Raw genomic sequence first — 19,978 nt, forward strand, 5'->3', positions numbered from 1 at the left:
ATCTTTGAAAGAATAGAAGTATTTTATGTAATAAATAATGCTCTCAACCTCCTTTGAAAAAAGATTAAATATGAATAATTACATCAGTGCAGAAGAAGCAATATATACGATAAAAAGTGGAAACCGGGTATTTTTTCACGGCAGTGCATGTACTCCCAATTACCTGATTGATGAGCTGGCAAGACAGGCTGGCCGGCTACAAAATGTAGAAATGGTCTCCATTACCCAGCAAGGAAATGTGGAAATTGCAAAACCGGAATACAAAGACAGTTTTTTCATCAATTCGTTATTTGTTTCCACTCCTGTGCGTGATGCCGTAAATTCTGACAGAGGAGACTTTGTGCCTGTCTTTCTAAGTGAAATTCCTATTTTATTCAGAAAAAATATTCTGCCTCTTGATGTAGCCATTGTTACGGTTTCTCCTCCGGACAGACATGGTTTCTGTACGCTGGGAACTTCTGTAGATATTGCAAGAGCGGCTGTAGATACCGCAAAAATCATTGTTGCTATTGTCAATCCCAGGATGCCAAGAACCCACGGAGACGGGATGATCCACATCAGCAGAATTCATAAACTGGTTTGGCATGAAGAGGAACTTCCAACCGTAGATTATGGTTCAAAAGTAGGTCCTGAAGAAATGCTTGTCGGAAAAAATGTGGCTGAACTCATTGAAGACAGATCTACCCTTCAGATGGGTATAGGAACCATTCCTGATGCTGTTTTGAAATGCCTTACCAACCATAAAGATCTGGGAATTCATACCGAAATGCTGAGTGATGGTGTTATTGACTTGATTCAGGATGATGTGATCAACAATAAATATAAAGGATACAACGATAATAAAACCATTACAAGCTTTTGCTTCGGAACCAGAAAACTGTATGATTATGTAGATGACAATACTGTATTTGCTTTCAGAGATGTAAGCGAAGTAAACTTTCCGATCAATATCATGAGAAACAAAAAAATGGTTGCCATCAATTCCGCCATTGAAATAGATCTGACGGGACAGGTATGCGCCGATTCTATCGGAACAATGCAATACAGTGGAATTGGAGGACAAATGGACTTTATGCGCGGTGCCGCATTAAGTGATGACGGAAAACCTATCATAGCCATTACCGCTAGAACGAAAAAAGGAATTTCCAGAATCGTTCCTTTTCTTAAACAAGGAGCTGGTGTAGTAACCACAAGAGGACATATCCATTACGTTGTTACTGAATACGGAACGGCTTACCTGTATGGGAAAAACCTTCGCCAGAGAGCACAGGAACTCATCAGCATTGCCCATCCGGACGATAGAGAAATGCTGGAGAGAGCAGCCTTTGATAGATTTAAACACTGATAATCAAATAAAAAGGATTTCCAAATTGTTTTTTTTATTTAAAATCTCAAAACATATTTTGAAACCACATCTGCAGAATCATAAAAAAGCGCTAATCTTTTGGCAGTATTTTTGATAAAACTCACTCAAAAACAAGGAAATTGAAAACTATATATAATTCGATACGAGAAGAAGTTGTAAAGCATTCTAAAGTAAGGAATTCTGTTTTGGGGAATGTGAATGAATGGAAGAGAAGCCATTATATTATTCTTTCCGAAATTATTAAAGATGAACTCTCTGAGGCTGAAGAACTGAAGGGAGGAAAAAAATTTGAAATTGGAAATACCATTTCACATGTTACCCTTCAGCGTTTTTTTGAAAATGATTACCAGGATAAAACCCATAATGATCTCAGGTTTCTTAAAACATTAGATAAAATCTGTATTTTCTTAGGCTACAAAGACCTTAATGATTATATACTATCTGTAAGACATAAGAAACAGGATCATGAGGAATCTGATAACCGGTCAAATCTTACGCAGATGGTTTATGATTACTGTGCTGCTGCTTTTGAATTTTACAAGCTGTTTCCCATTCACAATACTGAACTGTTAAAAGATCTAGTATTTGATGATTCCCCGTTTCTGGAAAGAGCGTCACAATTCAGTAAAGAACTGTGTGATAAGGATTTTCATCTGGTTACTAAAAACAACCGGTCCAATTATGAAGTTTTTGATATTCACATCGTTACAGATGAGCCGGACAAAAAAATACTGGAGTCTCAGGAATTCTGGAACCTTCTTTTCAAAGTGGGAGAAACGGGAGAAGAGCATTTTGTCAACCAGCTGAGTACCCAGATCTACTTCATCCGGAAGATAAATAATACCTGGAAGATATGGGATAATTATAATCCTGATGCCGGAATGCTAAACAGAAAGATTGAAACAATATAAAAAGAAAGCCGTAGAGAATCTCTACGGCTTTCATGTTTCGAAATATTTTTTTCACTTGTCTTTTGTATTACAAATGTAAGTAGCCGATTTCAAACGTAAGAAACTTAAATATACTTAAGTAAACTCTTCTTTAACTTTATGTTAAATATATTCAATGAATCCAAGGGAATATTTTCGCAATGTCTAAGTTTTTTGTAATTTGCATACCAATAAAATAAAAGTAAAAGAGAAAATATGTCAACACTTACATTTGCCGAGAAAATAGCTCAAGCAGAAAATTTCTTACCGATCAACGGTACAGATTACATTGAGTTTTATGTAGGAAATGCAAAACAGGCTGCCCATTATTACAAAACCGCTTTCGGTTTTCAGTCTGTAGCTTATGCGGGTCCTGAAACAGGAGTAAGAGACCGTGCATCTTATGTGCTTCAACAAGGAAAAATCAGATTGGTACTAACAACAGGACTTAAGTCTGACTCTCTTATCAGCGAACACGTAAAAAAACATGGTGACGGAGTAAAAATTTTGGCACTTTGGGTAGACGACGCTTATGCAGCTTTCGAAGAAACAACTAAAAGAGGTGGTAAACCTTATTTAGAGCCTGTAACTTTAACTGATGAGCATGGTGAGGTAAGAATGTCCGGTATCTACACGTATGGAGAAACCGTTCACATGTTTGTAGAAAGAAAAAATTACAACGGAGCTTTCATGCCTGGATATGAAAAGTGGGAAAGTAACTATAAGCCTGAAGAAGCAGGTTTATTGTATGTAGACCACTGCGTAGGAAATGTTGACTGGAACAGAATGATCCCAACAGTAGAATGGTATGAAAAGGTAATGGGATTTGTAAACATTCTTTCTTTTGACGACAAGCAGATCAATACAGAATATTCTGCATTGATGTCTAAAGTAATGTCCAACGGAAATGGATTTGCAAAATTCCCTATCAACGAACCTGCAGAGGGTAAAAAGAAATCTCAGGTAGAAGAATATCTTGATTTCTACGAAGGAGAAGGCGTACAGCACATCGCGGTTGCTACGAAAGATATCATCCATACCGTAACTGAATTGAAAAAACGTGGTGTAGAGTTTCTTTCTGCTCCACCGGAAGCTTATTACGATATGGTTCCTGAAAGAGTAGGTCATATTGATGAAGATCTTAAAAAACTTCAGGATTTAGGTATACTTATTGATCATGATGAAGAAGGGTACTTATTGCAGATCTTTACCAAGCCTGTAGAAGACCGTCCTACTCTATTCTTCGAAATTATTGAAAGACACGGTGCACAGAGTTTTGGTGCCGGAAATTTCAAAGCTTTATTCGAAGCATTAGAAAGAGAGCAGGAAAGAAGAGGTAATCTTTAACTTTACATTAAAAATATAGGTTTTGTCAGGATTCAGTATTCTGGCAAAACTTTTTTATAAAACACAGTATATGAGAAAACTTTTAATCGGGATTTCCCTTTTAGGAACTTTAGGGCTTAAAGCACAATACGGTTCTTTGAATGAAATCCTTAACCGACTTGAACAAAGAAAAGGCATCAATCAGCATCTTGAAAATGTAAATATTGATAACAAAAAATTCGTTTTTATTAAAGATGAGGCTGATCATACGGAACGGGACTTTATTATTATCAAAGGGAACAATGCCACTTATGTAGAAGTTTTCGATGATAAAGCTACAGGAGAAAGCAGTTCTAATGTTTTCACCGGCGATATCATCAGGAAAAAAAATATTATTTCTTTAAGAGCAGATATGCTTGAAAATAAAAAAATCCCAATGCCTGTTACGAAAACGTTATTGTTGACTCAGCAGGATAATATTATATATCTCATCGATGTCAATACCAGAGACAGGTGGATAGATGAAGCATCTTACTCAAAAAAGGCAAAATAAATATTCTTTGGAAACACTCAGCAATATTTTAATCTAACTAAAATCTAAACTTATGAAATCATTTGTAGACTATTCCTCAAACTCGGATTTTTCTATACACAATATTCCTTTCGGAGTCGCAGTTTTTAACAAAGAATATATCGGATGCTGTACAAGAATCGGAGATCAGGTAATTGATCTTGCTACCTTGTATGATCTTGGTTATTTTGAAGATATTGAAGGATTAGACGACAATGTTTTTGAAGCTTACACCATCAACGAATTTATCGAACTGGGTAAACCAATTACCAATGCTGTTCGTGCCAAAATTCAAACATTATTACAGGAAGGATCAACATTATCAAAAGATCAGAAAACAATAGAAGAAGCCTTCTACGACCTTGATAAAGTAAAAATGATGATGCCTGTTCACATCCCGAACTACACGGATTTTTACAGCAGTATCGAACATGCTACCAACGTAGGAAAAATGTTCCGTGATCCGGCAAACGCTTTATTACCTAACTGGAAACATTTACCAGTAGGTTATCATGGAAGAGCCTCTTCAATTGTAGTATCCGGAACAGAAATCAACCGTCCAAAAGGACAAATGAAACCTGCTGATGCAGATACCCCTGTTTTCGGACCATGTAAACAACTGGATTTTGAATTGGAAATGGCTTTCATCATCAATAAAAATACAGAGATGGGAGAAAGTATTTCAACGAAAGAAGCAGAAGATGCCATCTTCGGAATGGTTGTTTTCAACGACTGGTCTGCAAGAGATATTCAATCTTGGGAATATGTTCCTCTAGGGCCATTCCTTGCGAAAAACTTTGGTTCTTCTATTTCTCCATGGGTAGTTACTCTTGAAGCTTTGGAGCCATTCAGAACAGCTTCTCCAGTACAGGATCCTGAAGTTTTAGAATATTTAAAATTTGAAGGAGATCAAAACTATGACATCAACCTTGAAGTCTATATTCAACCAGAAAACGGAGAACAAAACCTGATCTCCGAAAGCAACTATAAACACATGTACTGGAATATGAACCAGCAGCTGGCCCATCACACAGTAAACGGATGTAATGTAGAAGTGGGAGATCTGTATGCCAGCGGTACCATTTCAGGAAGCGATCCAAAATCATTCGGTTCTATGCTTGAATTGACCTGGAGAGGACAAAATCCTTTATCATTAAGCAATGGTGAAGAAAGAAAATTCATTGAAGATAATGATACCGTTACAATGAAGGCTTGGGCTGAAAAAGATGGCGTGAGAGTAGGTTTCGGTGAAGTTTCCGGTAAAATTATTCCTACACGTTAATATAAAAATTAATCATTAAATGCTTCGACTTCGCTCAGCATGACATCGCTAGAAATATGCTGTAAAACAGTTAGTATTAGAAATATCATGCTGAGCAGAGTCGAAGCATCTTTTTAATATCATTTGAATACTTAATTTAACTTAAGTGTTACAACAAAAATATGAAAACAGTAATCCCTTCCGAGATAACTTCCGTACAATTACAGACCATCATGCAGACGGCTGTTTCACCGCGCCCGATTGCTTTGGCATCTACTGTGGATAAAGATGGTACCATCAATTTATCTCCGTTCAGTTTTTTTAATATGTTCAGCACAGTTCCTCCGATTTTGATTTTTTCACCATCGAGAAGAGTTCGTGATAATACAACCAAACATACGCTGGAAAATGTTCTTGAAGTACCGGAAGTAGTCATTGGAACAGTGAATTTTCCTATTGTACAGCAGATCTCATTAGCTTCTACAGAGTATGAAACCGGAGTCAATGAGTTTATAAAATCCGGACTTACCATGAAAGAGGCTGATCTTGTACAGCCTAAACTGATTGAAGAATGCCCTGTCAACTTTGAATGTAAAGTTTTAGAGGTAAAGCCATTGGGAGATCAGGGCGGTGCAGGGAATCTTGTGATCTGTGAAGTTCAGAAAATTCACATCAGAGAAGAATACCTGAATGAAACCGGAAATCTGGATCAGAAAAAACTGGATATGGTAGCCCGTTTAGGCAGTAACTGGTATTCCAGAAGTAATGAGAACAGCCTTTTTGAAGTTCCAAAACCTTTGGTAACAAAAGGAATCGGCTTTGATCTGTTGCCTGATTCTATTAAGTACAGTAAAGTATTTACTGGGAATGACCTTGGAATGCTTGCCAATACAGAAGTATTACCTGCAGGTGACTTCCATGCGGATGAAAATATTCACCTTAATGCCCAGAAACTGCTTCTGGAAAGTAAAATTGAAGAAGCATGGACCATTTTGACCATTAAATAAATAAAAAAAGCCTGAAATTTCAGGCTTTTTTTATTTAAAGAGGAAGTTAGAATCCGGAGGTTCATAAGGTTATGAATAACTTTTATCTCAGTTAATAACCTTTTGGAAAATAGTTCTATTTTGATTTCAATAGATATCGAATGCCATTAGCAACTCCCAGCTTCTATCTTCCCACTTCCCTTCTTATATTTTATTTTGTTTTCAATGTTTCGGAAATCGTTATTTTCCCTTTTTCAGCAAAGTCTGTTACCTTTCCGTTTTTATCAATAGAAATATTCAGATTATCATTCTTGGCATCATAGTAAATATGTGTTGCATATGCCGGACAGTCGTGCTGCTTACATCCTGACAGTTTATAAATTCCGTTTTCTGATGTAATAGGACTTTCTACATTAAAATTCTTCACCATCTCATCATATTGAGTTCCTGCAAGTTTTTTCAGTCTTTCAGTGATGCTTTTATCTTCAAACAACTTGATATCATGAGGATATTTACCCACATTTTTAGTGATACTATTGTCCGGAGCCGGAGCAGAAGGAGGTGGTGATGCTACAGAATCATTTTTTGTAATGACAGAATCTTTAGACATTACTGTAGCCAAAGTATCTGTGCTTGCTGAAGATTCTGTCTTTGCTTCTTTTTTACACGAAATAACACATAATGAGAGCGCGAATGCGCCTGCAATAACTTTTTTCATAATTATACTGATATGGTGGTTAATTTATAATAACGTAGTTTTAACCGTTTTATTTCAATTTTTCTTTGATAAAATCAATACATTTTTCGGTTACAGTATTCAGATCTTTGGGTAAATCTGTTTCTGTCCAGGGCTCTTTTGCTCCGAAAGTATGATTAGCATTTTCAATCAGGAAAAATTCAGAATTCGGATGAAGAATATGAAGATGCTCTGCCTGTTTTACCTCTACAGCTTCATCACCCGTTCCATGAATAATCAGCATATGAGCTTTTGCCATCTCCGTTGCCCGTTCTACATCAAAACGGTGAACATTCTGCTCATAGTTCTCATAAAACTGATAATAGTGGGGCATTTCCTGCTTGGTACGCCCGTTCAGAGCATAATAAACTCCGTCCTTCTTCCAGTTTTCAAAAGCTTCTCCTGTGGGAAAGCGGTCTAAAGTATCCACACTGGCCAGAGTAATCAGACCATTGATTCTTTCATCTTCAAAAGTTTTAATGATAGAAATTCCTCCTCCCCTGCTGTGACCTATCAGAATGATCTTTTCTTCATCCACACGAGGATCTTTACTAAAGTGATCAATCACCACTCCAAGGTCAGAAAGCTCTTTAGAATAATTATTATGGCCAAAAGCTTCAAGGTCTCCAAAGTTATACGGATCATCCGGTGTAGTTCCGTTATGGGAAAAATTAAACTTCACGAAGAAAAAACCTGCTTCAGCAAACTTTTCCGCCATAAGATTCCACGATCCCCAATCTTTATAACCTTTATATCCATGAACAAACAGTACCAACGGAAGCTTTTTTCCAATGTCTTTATAAAAAATATCAGCAAGAAAACCTTTTGTTTCTTTATTTTCTAAATATATATTCTTTTCACTAATCAAATTCATAAAATAAATGGGGTTTATTTAATATTATTTATATTTATGGGATTAATTTAAATTGAAATTTATGAAAAAAACTCTACTTCTTTTACTTTTAATTACTTTTTCTTTTATCCTCAGCCAGACAACCAAAAGGGTGTTCTTTATCGGAAACAGTTATACTTACGTTAATGATTTGCCTAACCTCATCCAAAGTATTGCTGCTTCTAACGGCGATGTACTGGAACATCACAGCCATACACCTGGCGGGTCAACGCTGCAGGATCATTCCAACAATCCGGATGTGATTTCAACCATCAACCAGGGAAACTGGGATTATGTCGTATTACAGGAACAGAGCCAGCTTCCGTCATTTCCGGATTCTCAGGTTCAAAATCAGGTATATCCTTATGCTCTTCAGCTTTCCAATTTGATTAAAACATCAAATCCCTGTGGAAATGTAATCTTCTATATGACCTGGGGCCGTAAAAACGGTGATGCTGCGAATTGTCCGGGACTTCCCGCTGTCTGTACCTATCAGGGAATGGATACTCAGATTTATAACCGCTATATGGAAATGGCAACAACCAACGAAGGTATTGTTTCCCCTGTAGGTAAAGTGTGGAGAGCAATCAGGGAGCAAAACCCGGCTATTGAATTGTATGATCAGGATGAATCACATCCGAGTTATATTGGGTCTATGGCTGCTGCGTATACATTTTACACTATTTTATTCAAGAAAGATCCTGCACAGATCCCTTTTAATGGAAATCTTAGTCCGGCACAGGCACAGCTAATCAAGGATATCGTTAAAACAGAGGTTTACAATCAGCCTGTAAAATGGTTTGTAACGAATAATGATGTTCACAGCAGATTCACCTATCAGCTTACCGGAGCAGGAACGGTTCAGTTTACCAATACAACACAGAATGCAGCTGCCTATTCATGGGATTTTGGTGACGGTACAACCTCAACTCTAGAAAATCCGGTACATACCTACCCTGCAGGAGGAACTTATACCGTAAAGCTGACAACAGCTGCCTGCGGAGCCACTACCACCAAAACAAAACTGATTGTGGTAAGTACCTTAAATACAGCAGAAACAGCTATTCAGGATCCTGTTCAGATTTATCCTAACCCTACTCAACATCATATTACCATTACTTCTAAAAAGAGAATTGAAATACTTTCACTTACCGATGCTTCCGGAAGAATTGTTCATTGTCATTTGAGTAAAACAGATTCAGGATATATTCTGCCACTTCAGCATTTGAGCAGTGGAGTTTATTTTTTACAGTATAAAGCTGATGAAAAGGAATTCACTAAAAAGATTATAAAAAAATAAGCTTATTTTTGCTTCATGCAGAATTTAAGAACTGTAACCGTGACGCGTTACATTCTGCCATTGAGAGAAGGAGGATCTCTTCCTGCTCTGGCAGAAGCTGATGATGATTTCAAATATGTATTAAAATTCCGTGGTGCAGGCCATGGGGTAAAAATGCTTATCTCTGAACTTTTGGGTGGAAAGATTACCGAAGCATTGGGACTAAAAATTCCTGAACTGGTTTTTATCAATGTTGATGCCGATTTCGGAAGAACGGAAGCCGATGAGGAAATACAGGATCTCCTAAAATTTTCTGAAGGTCTGAACCTTGGTCTGCACTATCTTTCCGGTTCTATCACTTATGATCCGGGAGTAAGTGTTGATCCCCTTCTGGCTTCAAAAATAGTATGGCTTGATGCCTTTATTACTAACATTGACCGTACTTTTAGGAATACAAATATGCTGATGTGGAATAAAGAGCTTTGGATCATCGATAATGGTGCTTCATTCTACTTCCACCATTCATGGCAGAATTTTGATACAGCAGCAAAAACGCCTTTCAAATATGTGAAAGACCATGTACTTCTTCCTAAGGCAAAAATGCTTGATGAAGCAGATCAATTTGCCCATGAAGTACTGAATGATATACTTTTCAGGGAGATTGTCAATACAATTCCTGAGGACTGGCTGCACTGGAATGATGCTGATGAAACGCCTGAAGAAATTCGTGAGATCTATTTTCAGTTTCTGAAAACCAGATTAGAAAATTCTCAAATCTTTATAAACGAAGCTAAAAATGCAAGAGGATAAAATATATGAATATGCGGTAATACGCTTGGTACCTAAAGTTGAAAGAGAAGAATTTTTCAATATCGGACTGGTTATGTTTTCCAAAAGGGAAAAATTCATCAGGGTAGAATTCTATTTATGTCCTGATAAATTTAAACTCATGCACAGTAAACTGGACTATGAAGATATTATCCAGAATCTTGAAAGTTTTCAGAAAATTGCCAATGGTGATAAAGACGGCGGTCCTATTGCACTGCTTGATATTCCTGAGCGTTTCCGCTGGCTGACAGCTGTAAGAAGTGCTGTGGTGCAGACTTCCCGACCTCATCCGGGAAAATCCAAAGATCTAAACAGTACTTTTGGTAAACTTTTTGAGGAGTTAGTAAAATAACACATCCTTAAAAATTTATTATGAATTTATCGATAAACAACATATCAATCTGCAGGTTTTTCACAAACCTGTTTTTTGTTTTATTCTTAGGTTTTTCTAATTTATTTTTTTCCCAGAACTTGTCACAAGTACAGGTTAAAACACCTCCTGTAAAAAGTACAGTACTTCCTAAGATAGCCCATCTGTCTGAGGATATTGTGTATAAAACCAATAAAAAAGGGAATCCTCTTGCTCTGGATTTATATATTCCTAAAAATGTTGCCACTGAAAAAATACCTGTACTGATCTATGTTCATGGAGGCGGATGGATTGAAGGCGATAAAGTAGTTCATGCAGACAATTATCTGGAAAACACTGTTGAAAAGTTAATGGCAAAGCAATATGCCGTGATCAGCATTAATTATACGCTGCTGAATGATAGTACTCATTTTCCACTGCCTCTGGAAGATACCAAAGATGCTATCAGGTGGGTAAGAAAAAATGCAGATAAATATCATTTCGATACCAATAATATAGGTCTGTTTGGGGCTTCAGCCGGAGCTCACCTTTCCCTGATGGCGGCTTATACTCCCGACAATACTTATCTGGGAAGTCCGGAACTTTCGTCTTATTCTGCCAAAGTAAATTATGTAATTGATCATTATGGTCCTGCTGATCTTAATAAGCTTTTCCATACAAGACTAGGAACAATTCCGGTAGGAATGATCGGGTTGATGTCAAAAAAGATTGTCGGTTTACAGGAAAATCTGGTAAAAGGAATTTCCGGGTATGATATCAGAAAAGATCAGGATAGAGCCATCGATTATCTGAATACCTTATCTCCAGTTAATTTTGTTTCGGAAGGAGTTCCAACTTTAATTGTTCAGGGCAATAATGACAAAATTGTTCCTTTAAACCAATCTAAAAAACTTCACAGAAAATTAAACAGAGCCAAAATACAAAACGCTCTTATCATTGTTGATGGCGGAGTACATGGTTTTGGAACAACTGATAAAGCTTATCTGGACAAAATTACTGATGAAATGGTGGATTTTGTTCTTTCACAAAAGAAGTAATATACATTTATCTATTCAATTACAATTCAAATAACTATAAATCAATATAATAAAATACATTACAACAACAAATTTGCTAGATTGATATACATATTGATATTTTTTCATTGAGAATTAATTACCTTGGCTATTGTTTAAATTATTAACAACAAAAACACCAATCAATTAATTATTTATCAATAAAAATAAGCAATATGGAATCTTTAAACAATATCAATGCGCTTACTCTCATATTTGTATCTGTTCTTATTTTTGCGATAGCTTACCGTTTCTATGGTATTTTTATTGCCAATAAAGTTCTCAGGCTTAACGACCAAAATATGACTCCTGCTGTAGAATTTGCAGATGGTAAAGATTATGTCGCTACGAATAAAAATGTACTTTTCGGACATCATTTTGCTGCAATCGCTGCTGCAGGGCCATTAGTAGGACCTGTTCTTGCCGCTCAGTTCGGATATCTTCCGGGCGCATTATGGATTCTGATTGGATGTGTATTGGGAGGCGGAGTTCATGATATGGTTGTACTCTTTGCTTCTGTGAGACACAAAGGTCAAAGTCTTGCGACTATCGCTTCTAAAGAAATCGGAAAAGCAACCGGAACCGTAGCTGGTTTTGCAATTCTATTTATCCTGATTCTTACGCTGGCGGGTTTATCGCTGGCTTGTATAAATGCAATGCATGAAGCTTCATGGTCTCTTTTTACAGTAATCATCACAATGCCTATCGCCATCATCATGGGACTGATTATGCGTTATAAAAAGAACAGTGTTTTGTTTGCAAGTATTTTAGGCGGTATCCTTTTGATTGCCGGAATCATCGGAGGACATAGTCTGATGCAGAACCCTACCATGAACAATTTATTTTCCTGGGATATTAAAACAATTTCTATCGCGATTCCTCTGTATGGCTTTATTGCTTCTGTATTGCCGGTATGGCTGCTTTTGGTTCCAAGAGATTATCTTTCCACTTATTTAAAGATAGGAACTATTATCATGCTGGCTATCGGGGTCATTGTGATTCATCCTACCATACAGATGCCAGCAATCACTGCTTTTGTAAATGGTGGAGGGCCTATTATTGGCGGACCTGTACTTCCTTTTATTTTTATCGTGATTGCCTGTGGAGCAATTTCTGGTTTCCATGCTGTGATTGCTACGGGAACAACTCCTAAAATGCTTAATAAGGAAAGAGAAATTCTTTTTGTAGGATATGGAGCAATGCTTGTGGAAGGTTTTGTAGCATTGATGGCACTTATTGCGGCATGTACACTGATGCCGGGTGATTATTTTGCGATCAACACCCCTAAGGAAGCTTATGATTCTTTTCTTGCAACACATCCTTCACTACATGGTGTAGACATAGATTATTATTCACAAAAAATAGGGATTGACCTGTATGGAAGAACCGGAGGTGCTGTATCTCTGGCTGTAGGAATGGCCCATATCTTCAACAAAATCCCTTATATGGATCAGCTGACGGCCTACTGGTATAATTTTGCGATTATGTTTGAAGCTGTATTTATTCTTACTGCTATTGATGCAGGGACAAGAGTGGGACGTTTCTTCTTACAGGAAATGCTGGGTTCTGTAGTTCCAAAATTCAATGATAAAAACTGGATTCCGGGAATTATTATCAGCAGTCTTCTTTTCACTTTTGCCTGGGGATATCTTGTGTATACCGGAAACGTAAACAGCATCTGGCCATTATTCGGAATCAGTAATCAGCTGTTGGCTGCCTGCGGACTTATCGTCTGTACAACAATGCTGATCAGGATGAACAGGGGAAAATATGCTTTATGCTCAGCTATTCCCGGAGTTTTCATGGCCGGAATTACATTCTGGGCCGGGTATATCCAGGTGACCGCCATTTATATTCCCAAAGGACAGTACTTACTGGCTGCACTAGCAGCAACAGCCATGATTCTTATGCTTATTGTATTTATAGGGGCTTTCCGAAAATGGTATCAATTGCTTCAGATCAACAAAACAGTAATGGATCATTATGGAGAACCTGTGAAGGAACTTGTGGAAAGATAAATTCATATGATCATAAATAAAAAAACAGTTCAGAAATTCTGAACTGTTTTTTTTTATAGAAGTTCCTTAATCTGATAAAAATGCAGAATATATACATTAAAACCATTAAGAAGGATTTAAGAAATAAAGTATAGTTAAGATGAATCATTCTGATTTTTAAGCTTAAAGCGAAGCTTATCTTAATACTCTCAATATCTTAATACAATCTTAATGTTTCAAAATATAAAACTTTAAACAATTTCATAAGTCATAAGTAAGATCTGCTATTGAACTTAAAAATTGAAATTAAGTCTCGCGAAAACATATCTACCATTTTGTCCAAACTGTGAAGTAGAACGTGAATAGATAAACTGGTCATTATTGGTAGAAGCAGTAAGGTTTTTTGTTGGATAAATATCAAACAAATTGTTCACCCCCAAAGTCAACCCTACGTTTTTAGTAAACTGGTAAGCAGCAGATATATCGGTAATGATCTTATCTCCGATCGGTTGGTGTTCATTAAAATCTATGATTCCGTCTCCGTTCACATCAATAATATCAGCACCTGTTACTTTTCCAAAATAAGTATTTCTCAGATAGAACGTAGCATCCTTCCATGAAAGGGTGTGCGAAAGACTGGCTTTCACTCTAGGCACAGCTTCTTCCAGATACACTCTTGATTTTTCAGAAAAATATACTTTCTCAAGCTGTGGTGACTGTAAAAGTCCTGCAGAATGGATATCTCCTACCTGTTTGGTCTTATTAAGGTTAATAGCAAAGTTATTATCGAGTTTTATACCTGAAAATCTTACATTATGTGAAATCACTACATCCAACCCTTTTGTTTCCGTATCAATTGCATTGGTAAAGAACTGAGCACCGTTCACATTTAATTTATCATACTCTTTTTGTGCATCTGAAGGCACATCTTTTCTTAAGAACTGGTCCGTAAGGATGATACGGTTGTCGATTCTTGTGAAATATCCGTCTGCTGTAAAGCTAAGCCCTGCTGAAGGAATTTTGTAGGTAAATCCTACACTTGCTGATTTGGAAGTTTCCTGCTTCAGTTTTGGCATACTTAGCAATCCTGCCAGCTGGGAATCATTACTGAAAGTTCCTACTTCCAAAAGTTGATTATTCGTAAACAATGTAGAAGTTACATTATAATAAATCTGGTGGATAGACGGAGCTCTGAATCCTGTAGATCCTGCAAATCTCACATTGAAATTAGGCGCTATTTTGATTCTTGAAGCTAATTTATAATTGAATGTCGATCCGAAATCAGAATAATTTTCATATCTCGCAGCAGCGTCTACCAATAACCAGTTGGTGAAGTTAAATTCTACATCTGCATAAGCTGCCACCGACTGTCTGTTTTTATCCACAGCATTCTCAGGTTTAAATCCATTGAATACCTGTGATCCTCCCGGCAGAGGCAGTCCAAAAAAGTCCGTAGCTCTCTGGCTTGGATCTCCGTTCCAGATATTTCCAAATTGATCATATGTCTGATACGAAGCTTCTTCACCTTGGGTAATTTTAAAATTCTCATAGCGGTGCTCAGCTCCGAAAGCGACATTGATCCCTTCCCATACATCGTATTTTTTAGAGAAATCTAAATTGATTGTGTTTTGGGAAAATCTCAGCCCTCCTGCATTAAATTCTCTTGGCGAAGCAAAACGTAAGGAGGTATTTCCGGTGTTTTGAATATTATAGGTAAATGAATTCTGCCCGTATGTATTACTGAAATCAATATTCCAGCCGTCCCATTTCCCTTTGATTCCTGCAGCCAGGGAAATATCCTGGATATCCGTTCCAATCTGTGGAAGATAACCATTAGGATACAATCCTGTAAAAGTTCTGTTTTCAGTTGGTCTTCTGTAGAATCCTCCGGAAGTTCCGTGTCTTATGCTGTAACCACCAAAAGTATACACTTTCCAATTGTCACTTACTGGGATTTCGGCATTCACAAAAAGCTGATGATTATTAAGCTTCGACTGCCCTACCTGCATATTAAAATCCTTCCTTTCCTGCCCTCTGTACGTCAATTCCTGATCCGTAAAGTAATTAAGCTGATCTCTGGTAAAATTTCCTGATTTCAAAATACTTTGTAATGCAGAAATGGTATTGGCTCCCTGGATTGAATTTTGCAGCTCCTGAGAAAAGTAGTTTACATTTTGTGCATACTGATGTACATAATTTACAATCTGCTGTGAATTGGGTGTATTCCCAATATTCGTAAAAAGAGAAGAAAGATTAACTCCGTCATTTAGTGCACGTTGTTCAATGGCATTATAAGCATTGTAAATAGGTCCATTTTCTGTTCCGGCTCTATAGGTTGGATTTCTGAACTGTGAAGACCAAGTGATATTGAAGAAACCTCCTTTGGTTCCTATTTTATTACCATAGTTCAGATCCAGCTGAATATTCTGTCCGTCAAAATCGCCGGTATGGTCATTAGCTGTTGGTGTTAAATTTCCTCCATAACTTATTTGTCCTGCCAGTTTTCCTGTATCTCTTTTCAAGTCAAGATTAATTACTCCGGCAATGGCATCAGATCCATATTGTGCTGCAGCTCCGTCTCTTAATACTTCTATTCTGTTTAATGCAAAAGACGGAATGGCATTTAAATCCGTTCCTACGGTACCTCTTCCGGGTGTTCCGTTTACATTCACCAATGCTGAAGTGTGTCTTCTTTTTCCATTAACCAAAACCAATACCTGGTCCGGCCCCAAACCTCTCAGCTGGGCAGGATCCAAATGATCCGTTCCGTCTGAGTTAGTCTGAATGGTAGAAGTAAATGATGGTGCTACTGCATTCAGGATTTGTCCAATATTTGTTTGTGGGAGAATGATTGAAGATTCTTTCACATTGAATACATCTACAGGAACCGGGCTGTCTGTTTTAGATCTGGCTCCAGCTCTTGATCCCAGCACCACTACTTCTTCTACATTATTGGTTTTTATACTGTCTTTATTTGTTTTGATGCTGTCTTTTTCCTGTCCGTAAGTATATACTCCAAGAAAAAATAAAACAGAGGCCGAAAGAATAGTTTTTTTATTTCTCATATAGTTTAATTTGATTGAACATTTATGTTTTTACAAGCTGCAAATGTAAAATATATTTATTAGTCTACAAAATCAATAGACTTTGTTTTTATAAAAAATGGTTATCGTTTCTTTCTATCCCTATTTAAAGTTAAGATAAATTAAGGAAACATTCATAAAAACATTGCTTTATAGATGGTTAAATTCAAAATAGATAGAGAAATATATTACCGTTTAAACGCTATAACCGCAAAGGAAAATTTACAGCTTATTATTCTTATGTTCGCAAAGGCACTTCGTTCAGCAGAGAAATTGTCTTCAATAAGTGGAACGTCATTGCGAACGAAAAATAAATACATCTGAATGAACACATTGCGAACTTTGTGTTTAAAATAGGTAATCTAAACGCTATGACCGCAAAGGAAAATTTACAGCTTATTATTCTTATGTTCACAAAAGCACTTCGTTCAGCAGAGAAATTTCTCTTTGCTAAGTGGAACGCCTTTGCGAACGAAAAAAATAGACAAAGTGCAATAGTTACATTGCGGGCTTTGCATTTAAAAATAAAATAAAACGGATCCAAAAATTGAACCCGTTTTATTTATATTGTATTGTTCTGAAATTAAATCTTAGTCAGTTTTGCATATTTCAGAATCAGGTTTTTCTCTCCTTCATGGATGAAAATAACTTTTGCTTTGATATTCTGAGGATCCGTTCCATCCAAGAAGCTAACTTCTCCAATTCCAAAACGGTCGTGTCTCACCTTATCTCCTACTTCAATATCCTGAGAAGAAGCTCCACTTGGGTTGATAATTTTAGCTGTACTTACAGGTTTCAGTTTTCTTACTTCCTGAGCAGGTTTTGAGGCATCACCTCTATCGAGAGTCTTCTTTTCAACCTTTTTGAAAGATTTCATGTCAGAAGGATGTTCATCAAAAATATTGGATCTTACCCCTGAATTATTGATAAATCTTTTTTCCAAAGCAGGATTAAGGAATTCAATATATTCATCATCAATTTCACTTAAGAATCTTGAAGGTTCTGCATCTGTGATTTTCCCCCATTGAAAACGGGAAACAGCATATGAGAAAAAGACCTGTTTTTCAGCCCTTGTCAGTGCTACATAAAATAGTCTTCTCTCTTCCTCAAGGTCTTCTCTGGTGGCAGAGCTCATAAAGCTTGGGAACAGATTTTCTTCAAGTCCTACTAAGTGAACTACTGGAAACTCAAGTCCTTTTGAAAGGTGAATAGTCATCAATGAAACCATATCATCTTCCAGGTTCTTATCCTGAGTATCTGCTGAAAGGGCGATATTTTCAAGGAAATTGGAAAGACTCGGATCTCCGTCTTCCAGCTGCATCTGCTCTTCAATGAATCCCTGCATGGAGTTCATCAATTCCTGTACGTTTTCTACTCTGGAAATTCCTTCCGGAGTCTGATCATCTTTCAAAAACTTGATTAAGCCGCTTCGTTTTGCCACTTCCATAGCAACACTGTAAGCTGTTTCTGTTTTCAGCAATACCTGAAAAGCTTTTATCATAGACCAGAAGTCGTTCAACTTGTTCAAAACTCCGTTGTTCAGGCCCAATTGAGGTGCATACATCGGAAGATTTTCCAATACTTTTGAAACCGCAATATTATGAGCATCTGCAAAAACGATCAGTTTATTCTGTGTTGTTTCTCCAATTCCTCTTGCAGGATAGTTGATGATCCTCATCAATGCTTCAGAATCATTTTCATTGATCAGAAGTCGAAGATAACCAATAAGGTCTTTTACTTCTTTTCTTTGGTAGAAGGAAAGTCCTCCATACACTTTATATGGAATATTTTTACGTCTCAGTGCATCTTCAAAAGCACGTGTCTGAGAGTTGGTTCTGTATAAAATGGCAAAATCACTGTATTTTCTCTGGTCACGGTTACGGAGTTCCCAAATATTTCCGGCAACAAAATTCGCTTCATCAGCATCGGAAAGAGATCGGTATATTTTGATCTTATCCCCTTCTTCATTGTCACTGAATACATTTTTCTTAAACTGCTGTAAATTTTTTGCAATAACTACATTAGCCGCATTTACAATATTCTGTGTAGAACGGTAATTCTGTTCCAGAGATACTGTTTTAGCATCTGTATAATCTTTTTTAAAGTTTAAGATATTGTAAATGTTAGCTCCACGGAAAGAGTAAATGGATTGTGCATCATCCCCTACCACACAGATATTCTCAAATTTTGAAGCTAATGCTTTTACAATAAGATACTGAGAGTGGTTGGTATCCTGGTACTCATCCACCATGATATATCTGAACCTATCCTGATATTTTGCAAGCACTTCAGGAAAACGGGTCAGCAGCTCATTGGTTTTCAACAAGAGGTCATCAAAATCCATGGATCCGTTTCTGAAACACTGATCTACATATTTCTGATAAATCTGTCCGATGAATTTCATATTAGCCTTTTCATCCGCCTCCATCAGTTCCGGGTTGTTGAAATAAGCTTTTACCGTAATCAGATTATTTTTATAGGTTGAGATTCTTGCCTGAACTTTTTTAGGTTTATAAAGATCTGCATCAATATTCATATCCTTCAGTACTTTTTTGATCACATTCAGGGCATCCTGCTGATCATAAATGGTAAAATTGGAAGGATATCCAAGATAATGAGCCTCAATTCTTAAAATTCTTGCAAAAACAGAGTGAAAAGTTCCCATCCAAAGACTTCTTGCATTACTGTCTCCTACTACTTTTGCAATACGGTCTTTCATTTCACGAGCCGCCTTATTGGTAAAGGTAAGCGCCAGGATATTGAAAGGGTCTATTCCATTATGTATTAAATGAGCAATACGCATGGTAAGTACACGCGTTTTCCCGGAACCTGCTCCGGCAAGCACCATCAAAGGTCCTTGTAAAGAGGTAACGGCTTCATATTGTGATTCATTGAGTCCTTTCAAATAGTCCATACAGCAAAAAAATTTTGGGAACACAAAATTAATGTATTCAGAGGAGAATTCAAACTTTCATGAGAAGTTAGAAATTGCAACACTCAAATTTTAATACTTAAAATATATATCAATAGTCAATTTTGCTTTAAAATGTGAGTGGCTCCTATTAAATATTCAAAATTAAACGCTAATGTCCGCAAGATTTATTAATCTTATATATTTTGTTCGCAAAGGCATTACATTTAGCAAAGATCTCGGGCAAGCATTGCTGAGTAAAACGCCATTGCCACCGATCTGAAGGTTATTTAAATATCTTAGTGGACTCTGCGTTAAAAATACTATTTGCAGGCAAAGTAAATTGATAATTAACATTATAAATTCCTACTTTTTAAACTTTTAATTT

The 19,978-nt window shown here is 36.8% G+C and carries 15 protein-coding genes; 11 read left to right on the forward strand and 4 right to left on the reverse strand.

Annotated elements, in window-relative coordinates; translation table 11 throughout:
- The first annotated feature begins 70 nt into the window (after nucleotides 1-70).
- The 6 genes from ACTJIP_RS21415 (at nucleotide 71) to ACTJIP_RS21440 (ending at nucleotide 6,460) form a co-directional block, all read left to right on the forward strand.
- Nucleotides 71-1,345 carry an acetyl-CoA hydrolase/transferase family protein gene (locus ACTJIP_RS21415; protein WP_047382678.1) on the forward strand — a complete coding sequence of 425 codons (1,275 nt, stop codon included), beginning with the start codon at nucleotides 71-73 and terminating at the stop codon, nucleotides 1,343-1,345.
- Between the two features lie 140 nt (nucleotides 1,346-1,485).
- Nucleotides 1,486-2,277, forward strand: a complete 792-nt coding sequence (locus ACTJIP_RS21420) for a hypothetical protein (RefSeq protein WP_077414093.1) — start codon at nucleotides 1,486-1,488, stop codon at nucleotides 2,275-2,277.
- Nucleotides 2,278-2,511: 234 nt separating this feature from the next.
- Nucleotides 2,512-3,642: a 4-hydroxyphenylpyruvate dioxygenase gene (gene hppD, locus ACTJIP_RS21425; RefSeq protein WP_077414091.1), complete on the forward strand. Its 1,131-nt coding sequence runs from the start codon at nucleotides 2,512-2,514 to the stop codon at nucleotides 3,640-3,642.
- Nucleotides 3,643-3,712: 70 nt separating this feature from the next.
- The gene (locus ACTJIP_RS21430; protein WP_440705073.1) at nucleotides 3,713-4,174 is read left to right on the forward strand and encodes a hypothetical protein; all 462 of its coding nucleotides are present in this window, start codon (nucleotides 3,713-3,715) and stop codon (nucleotides 4,172-4,174) included.
- A gap of 52 nt (nucleotides 4,175-4,226) precedes the next feature.
- Complete coding sequence (gene fahA / locus ACTJIP_RS21435; protein ID WP_440705074.1) at nucleotides 4,227-5,474, forward strand: fumarylacetoacetase; 1,248 nt, start codon at nucleotides 4,227-4,229, stop codon at nucleotides 5,472-5,474.
- Nucleotides 5,475-5,635: 161 nt separating this feature from the next.
- Nucleotides 5,636-6,460 carry a flavin reductase family protein gene (locus ACTJIP_RS21440; RefSeq protein WP_180565247.1) on the forward strand — a complete coding sequence of 275 codons (825 nt, stop codon included), beginning with the start codon at nucleotides 5,636-5,638 and terminating at the stop codon, nucleotides 6,458-6,460.
- A 190-nt stretch (nucleotides 6,461-6,650) separates the two neighbouring features.
- On the opposite strand, the gene ACTJIP_RS21445 is transcribed toward ACTJIP_RS21440, so the two are convergent.
- Both ACTJIP_RS21445 and ACTJIP_RS21450 read right to left on the reverse strand, forming a co-directional pair.
- Nucleotides 6,651-7,157, reverse strand: coding sequence for a hypothetical protein (locus ACTJIP_RS21445; RefSeq protein WP_077414085.1), 507 nt, complete (start codon nucleotides 7,155-7,157; stop codon nucleotides 6,651-6,653).
- A gap of 49 nt (nucleotides 7,158-7,206) precedes the next feature.
- Nucleotides 7,207-8,049, reverse strand: a complete 843-nt coding sequence (locus ACTJIP_RS21450; protein WP_440705075.1) for an alpha/beta hydrolase family protein — start codon at nucleotides 8,047-8,049, stop codon at nucleotides 7,207-7,209.
- A gap of 61 nt (nucleotides 8,050-8,110) precedes the next feature.
- On the opposite strand from ACTJIP_RS21450, the gene ACTJIP_RS21455 reads away from it, so the two are divergent.
- The 5 genes from ACTJIP_RS21455 to ACTJIP_RS21475 all read left to right on the forward strand — a co-directional run bounded on the left by ACTJIP_RS21455 (nucleotide 8,111) and on the right by ACTJIP_RS21475 (nucleotide 13,617).
- Nucleotides 8,111-9,367 (forward strand): T9SS type A sorting domain-containing protein, encoded by a 1,257-nt coding sequence (locus ACTJIP_RS21455; RefSeq protein ID WP_219072274.1) that lies wholly within the window; start codon nucleotides 8,111-8,113, stop codon nucleotides 9,365-9,367.
- 15 nt (nucleotides 9,368-9,382) lie between these two features.
- On the forward strand, nucleotides 9,383-10,156 hold the full coding sequence (locus tag ACTJIP_RS21460; protein WP_077414079.1) for a HipA family kinase: 774 nt from the start codon (nucleotides 9,383-9,385) through the stop codon (nucleotides 10,154-10,156).
- The gene (locus ACTJIP_RS21465) at nucleotides 10,143-10,526 is read left to right on the forward strand and encodes a DUF3037 domain-containing protein (RefSeq protein ID WP_077414077.1); all 384 of its coding nucleotides are present in this window, start codon (nucleotides 10,143-10,145) and stop codon (nucleotides 10,524-10,526) included. The genes ACTJIP_RS21460 and ACTJIP_RS21465 overlap by 14 nt, the downstream gene beginning before the upstream one ends.
- Nucleotides 10,527-10,645: 119 nt before the next feature.
- Entirely contained in the window at nucleotides 10,646-11,581 is a 936-nt protein-coding gene (locus ACTJIP_RS21470; RefSeq protein WP_232539063.1) for an alpha/beta hydrolase, read from the forward strand.
- A gap of 194 nt (nucleotides 11,582-11,775) precedes the next feature.
- Entirely contained in the window at nucleotides 11,776-13,617 is a 1,842-nt protein-coding gene (locus ACTJIP_RS21475) for a carbon starvation CstA family protein (protein ID WP_180565243.1), read from the forward strand.
- 272 nt (nucleotides 13,618-13,889) lie between these two features.
- Here the strand turns inward: ACTJIP_RS21475 and ACTJIP_RS21480 are convergent, their stop codons facing one another.
- Together ACTJIP_RS21480 and ACTJIP_RS21485 are read right to left on the reverse strand one after the other, a co-directional pair.
- The gene (locus ACTJIP_RS21480; RefSeq protein WP_440705076.1) at nucleotides 13,890-16,661 is read right to left on the reverse strand and encodes a TonB-dependent receptor plug domain-containing protein; all 2,772 of its coding nucleotides are present in this window, start codon (nucleotides 16,659-16,661) and stop codon (nucleotides 13,890-13,892) included.
- A gap of 601 nt (nucleotides 16,662-17,262) precedes the next feature.
- The gene (locus tag ACTJIP_RS21485; protein ID WP_180565241.1) at nucleotides 17,263-19,593 is read right to left on the reverse strand and encodes an ATP-dependent helicase; all 2,331 of its coding nucleotides are present in this window, start codon (nucleotides 19,591-19,593) and stop codon (nucleotides 17,263-17,265) included.
- Nucleotides 19,594-19,978: the final 385 nt, after the last annotated feature.

It is taken from the genome of Chryseobacterium sp. 22543 (assembly GCF_052044565.1).
Taxonomy (GTDB): Bacteria; Bacteroidota; Bacteroidia; order Flavobacteriales; family Weeksellaceae; genus Chryseobacterium.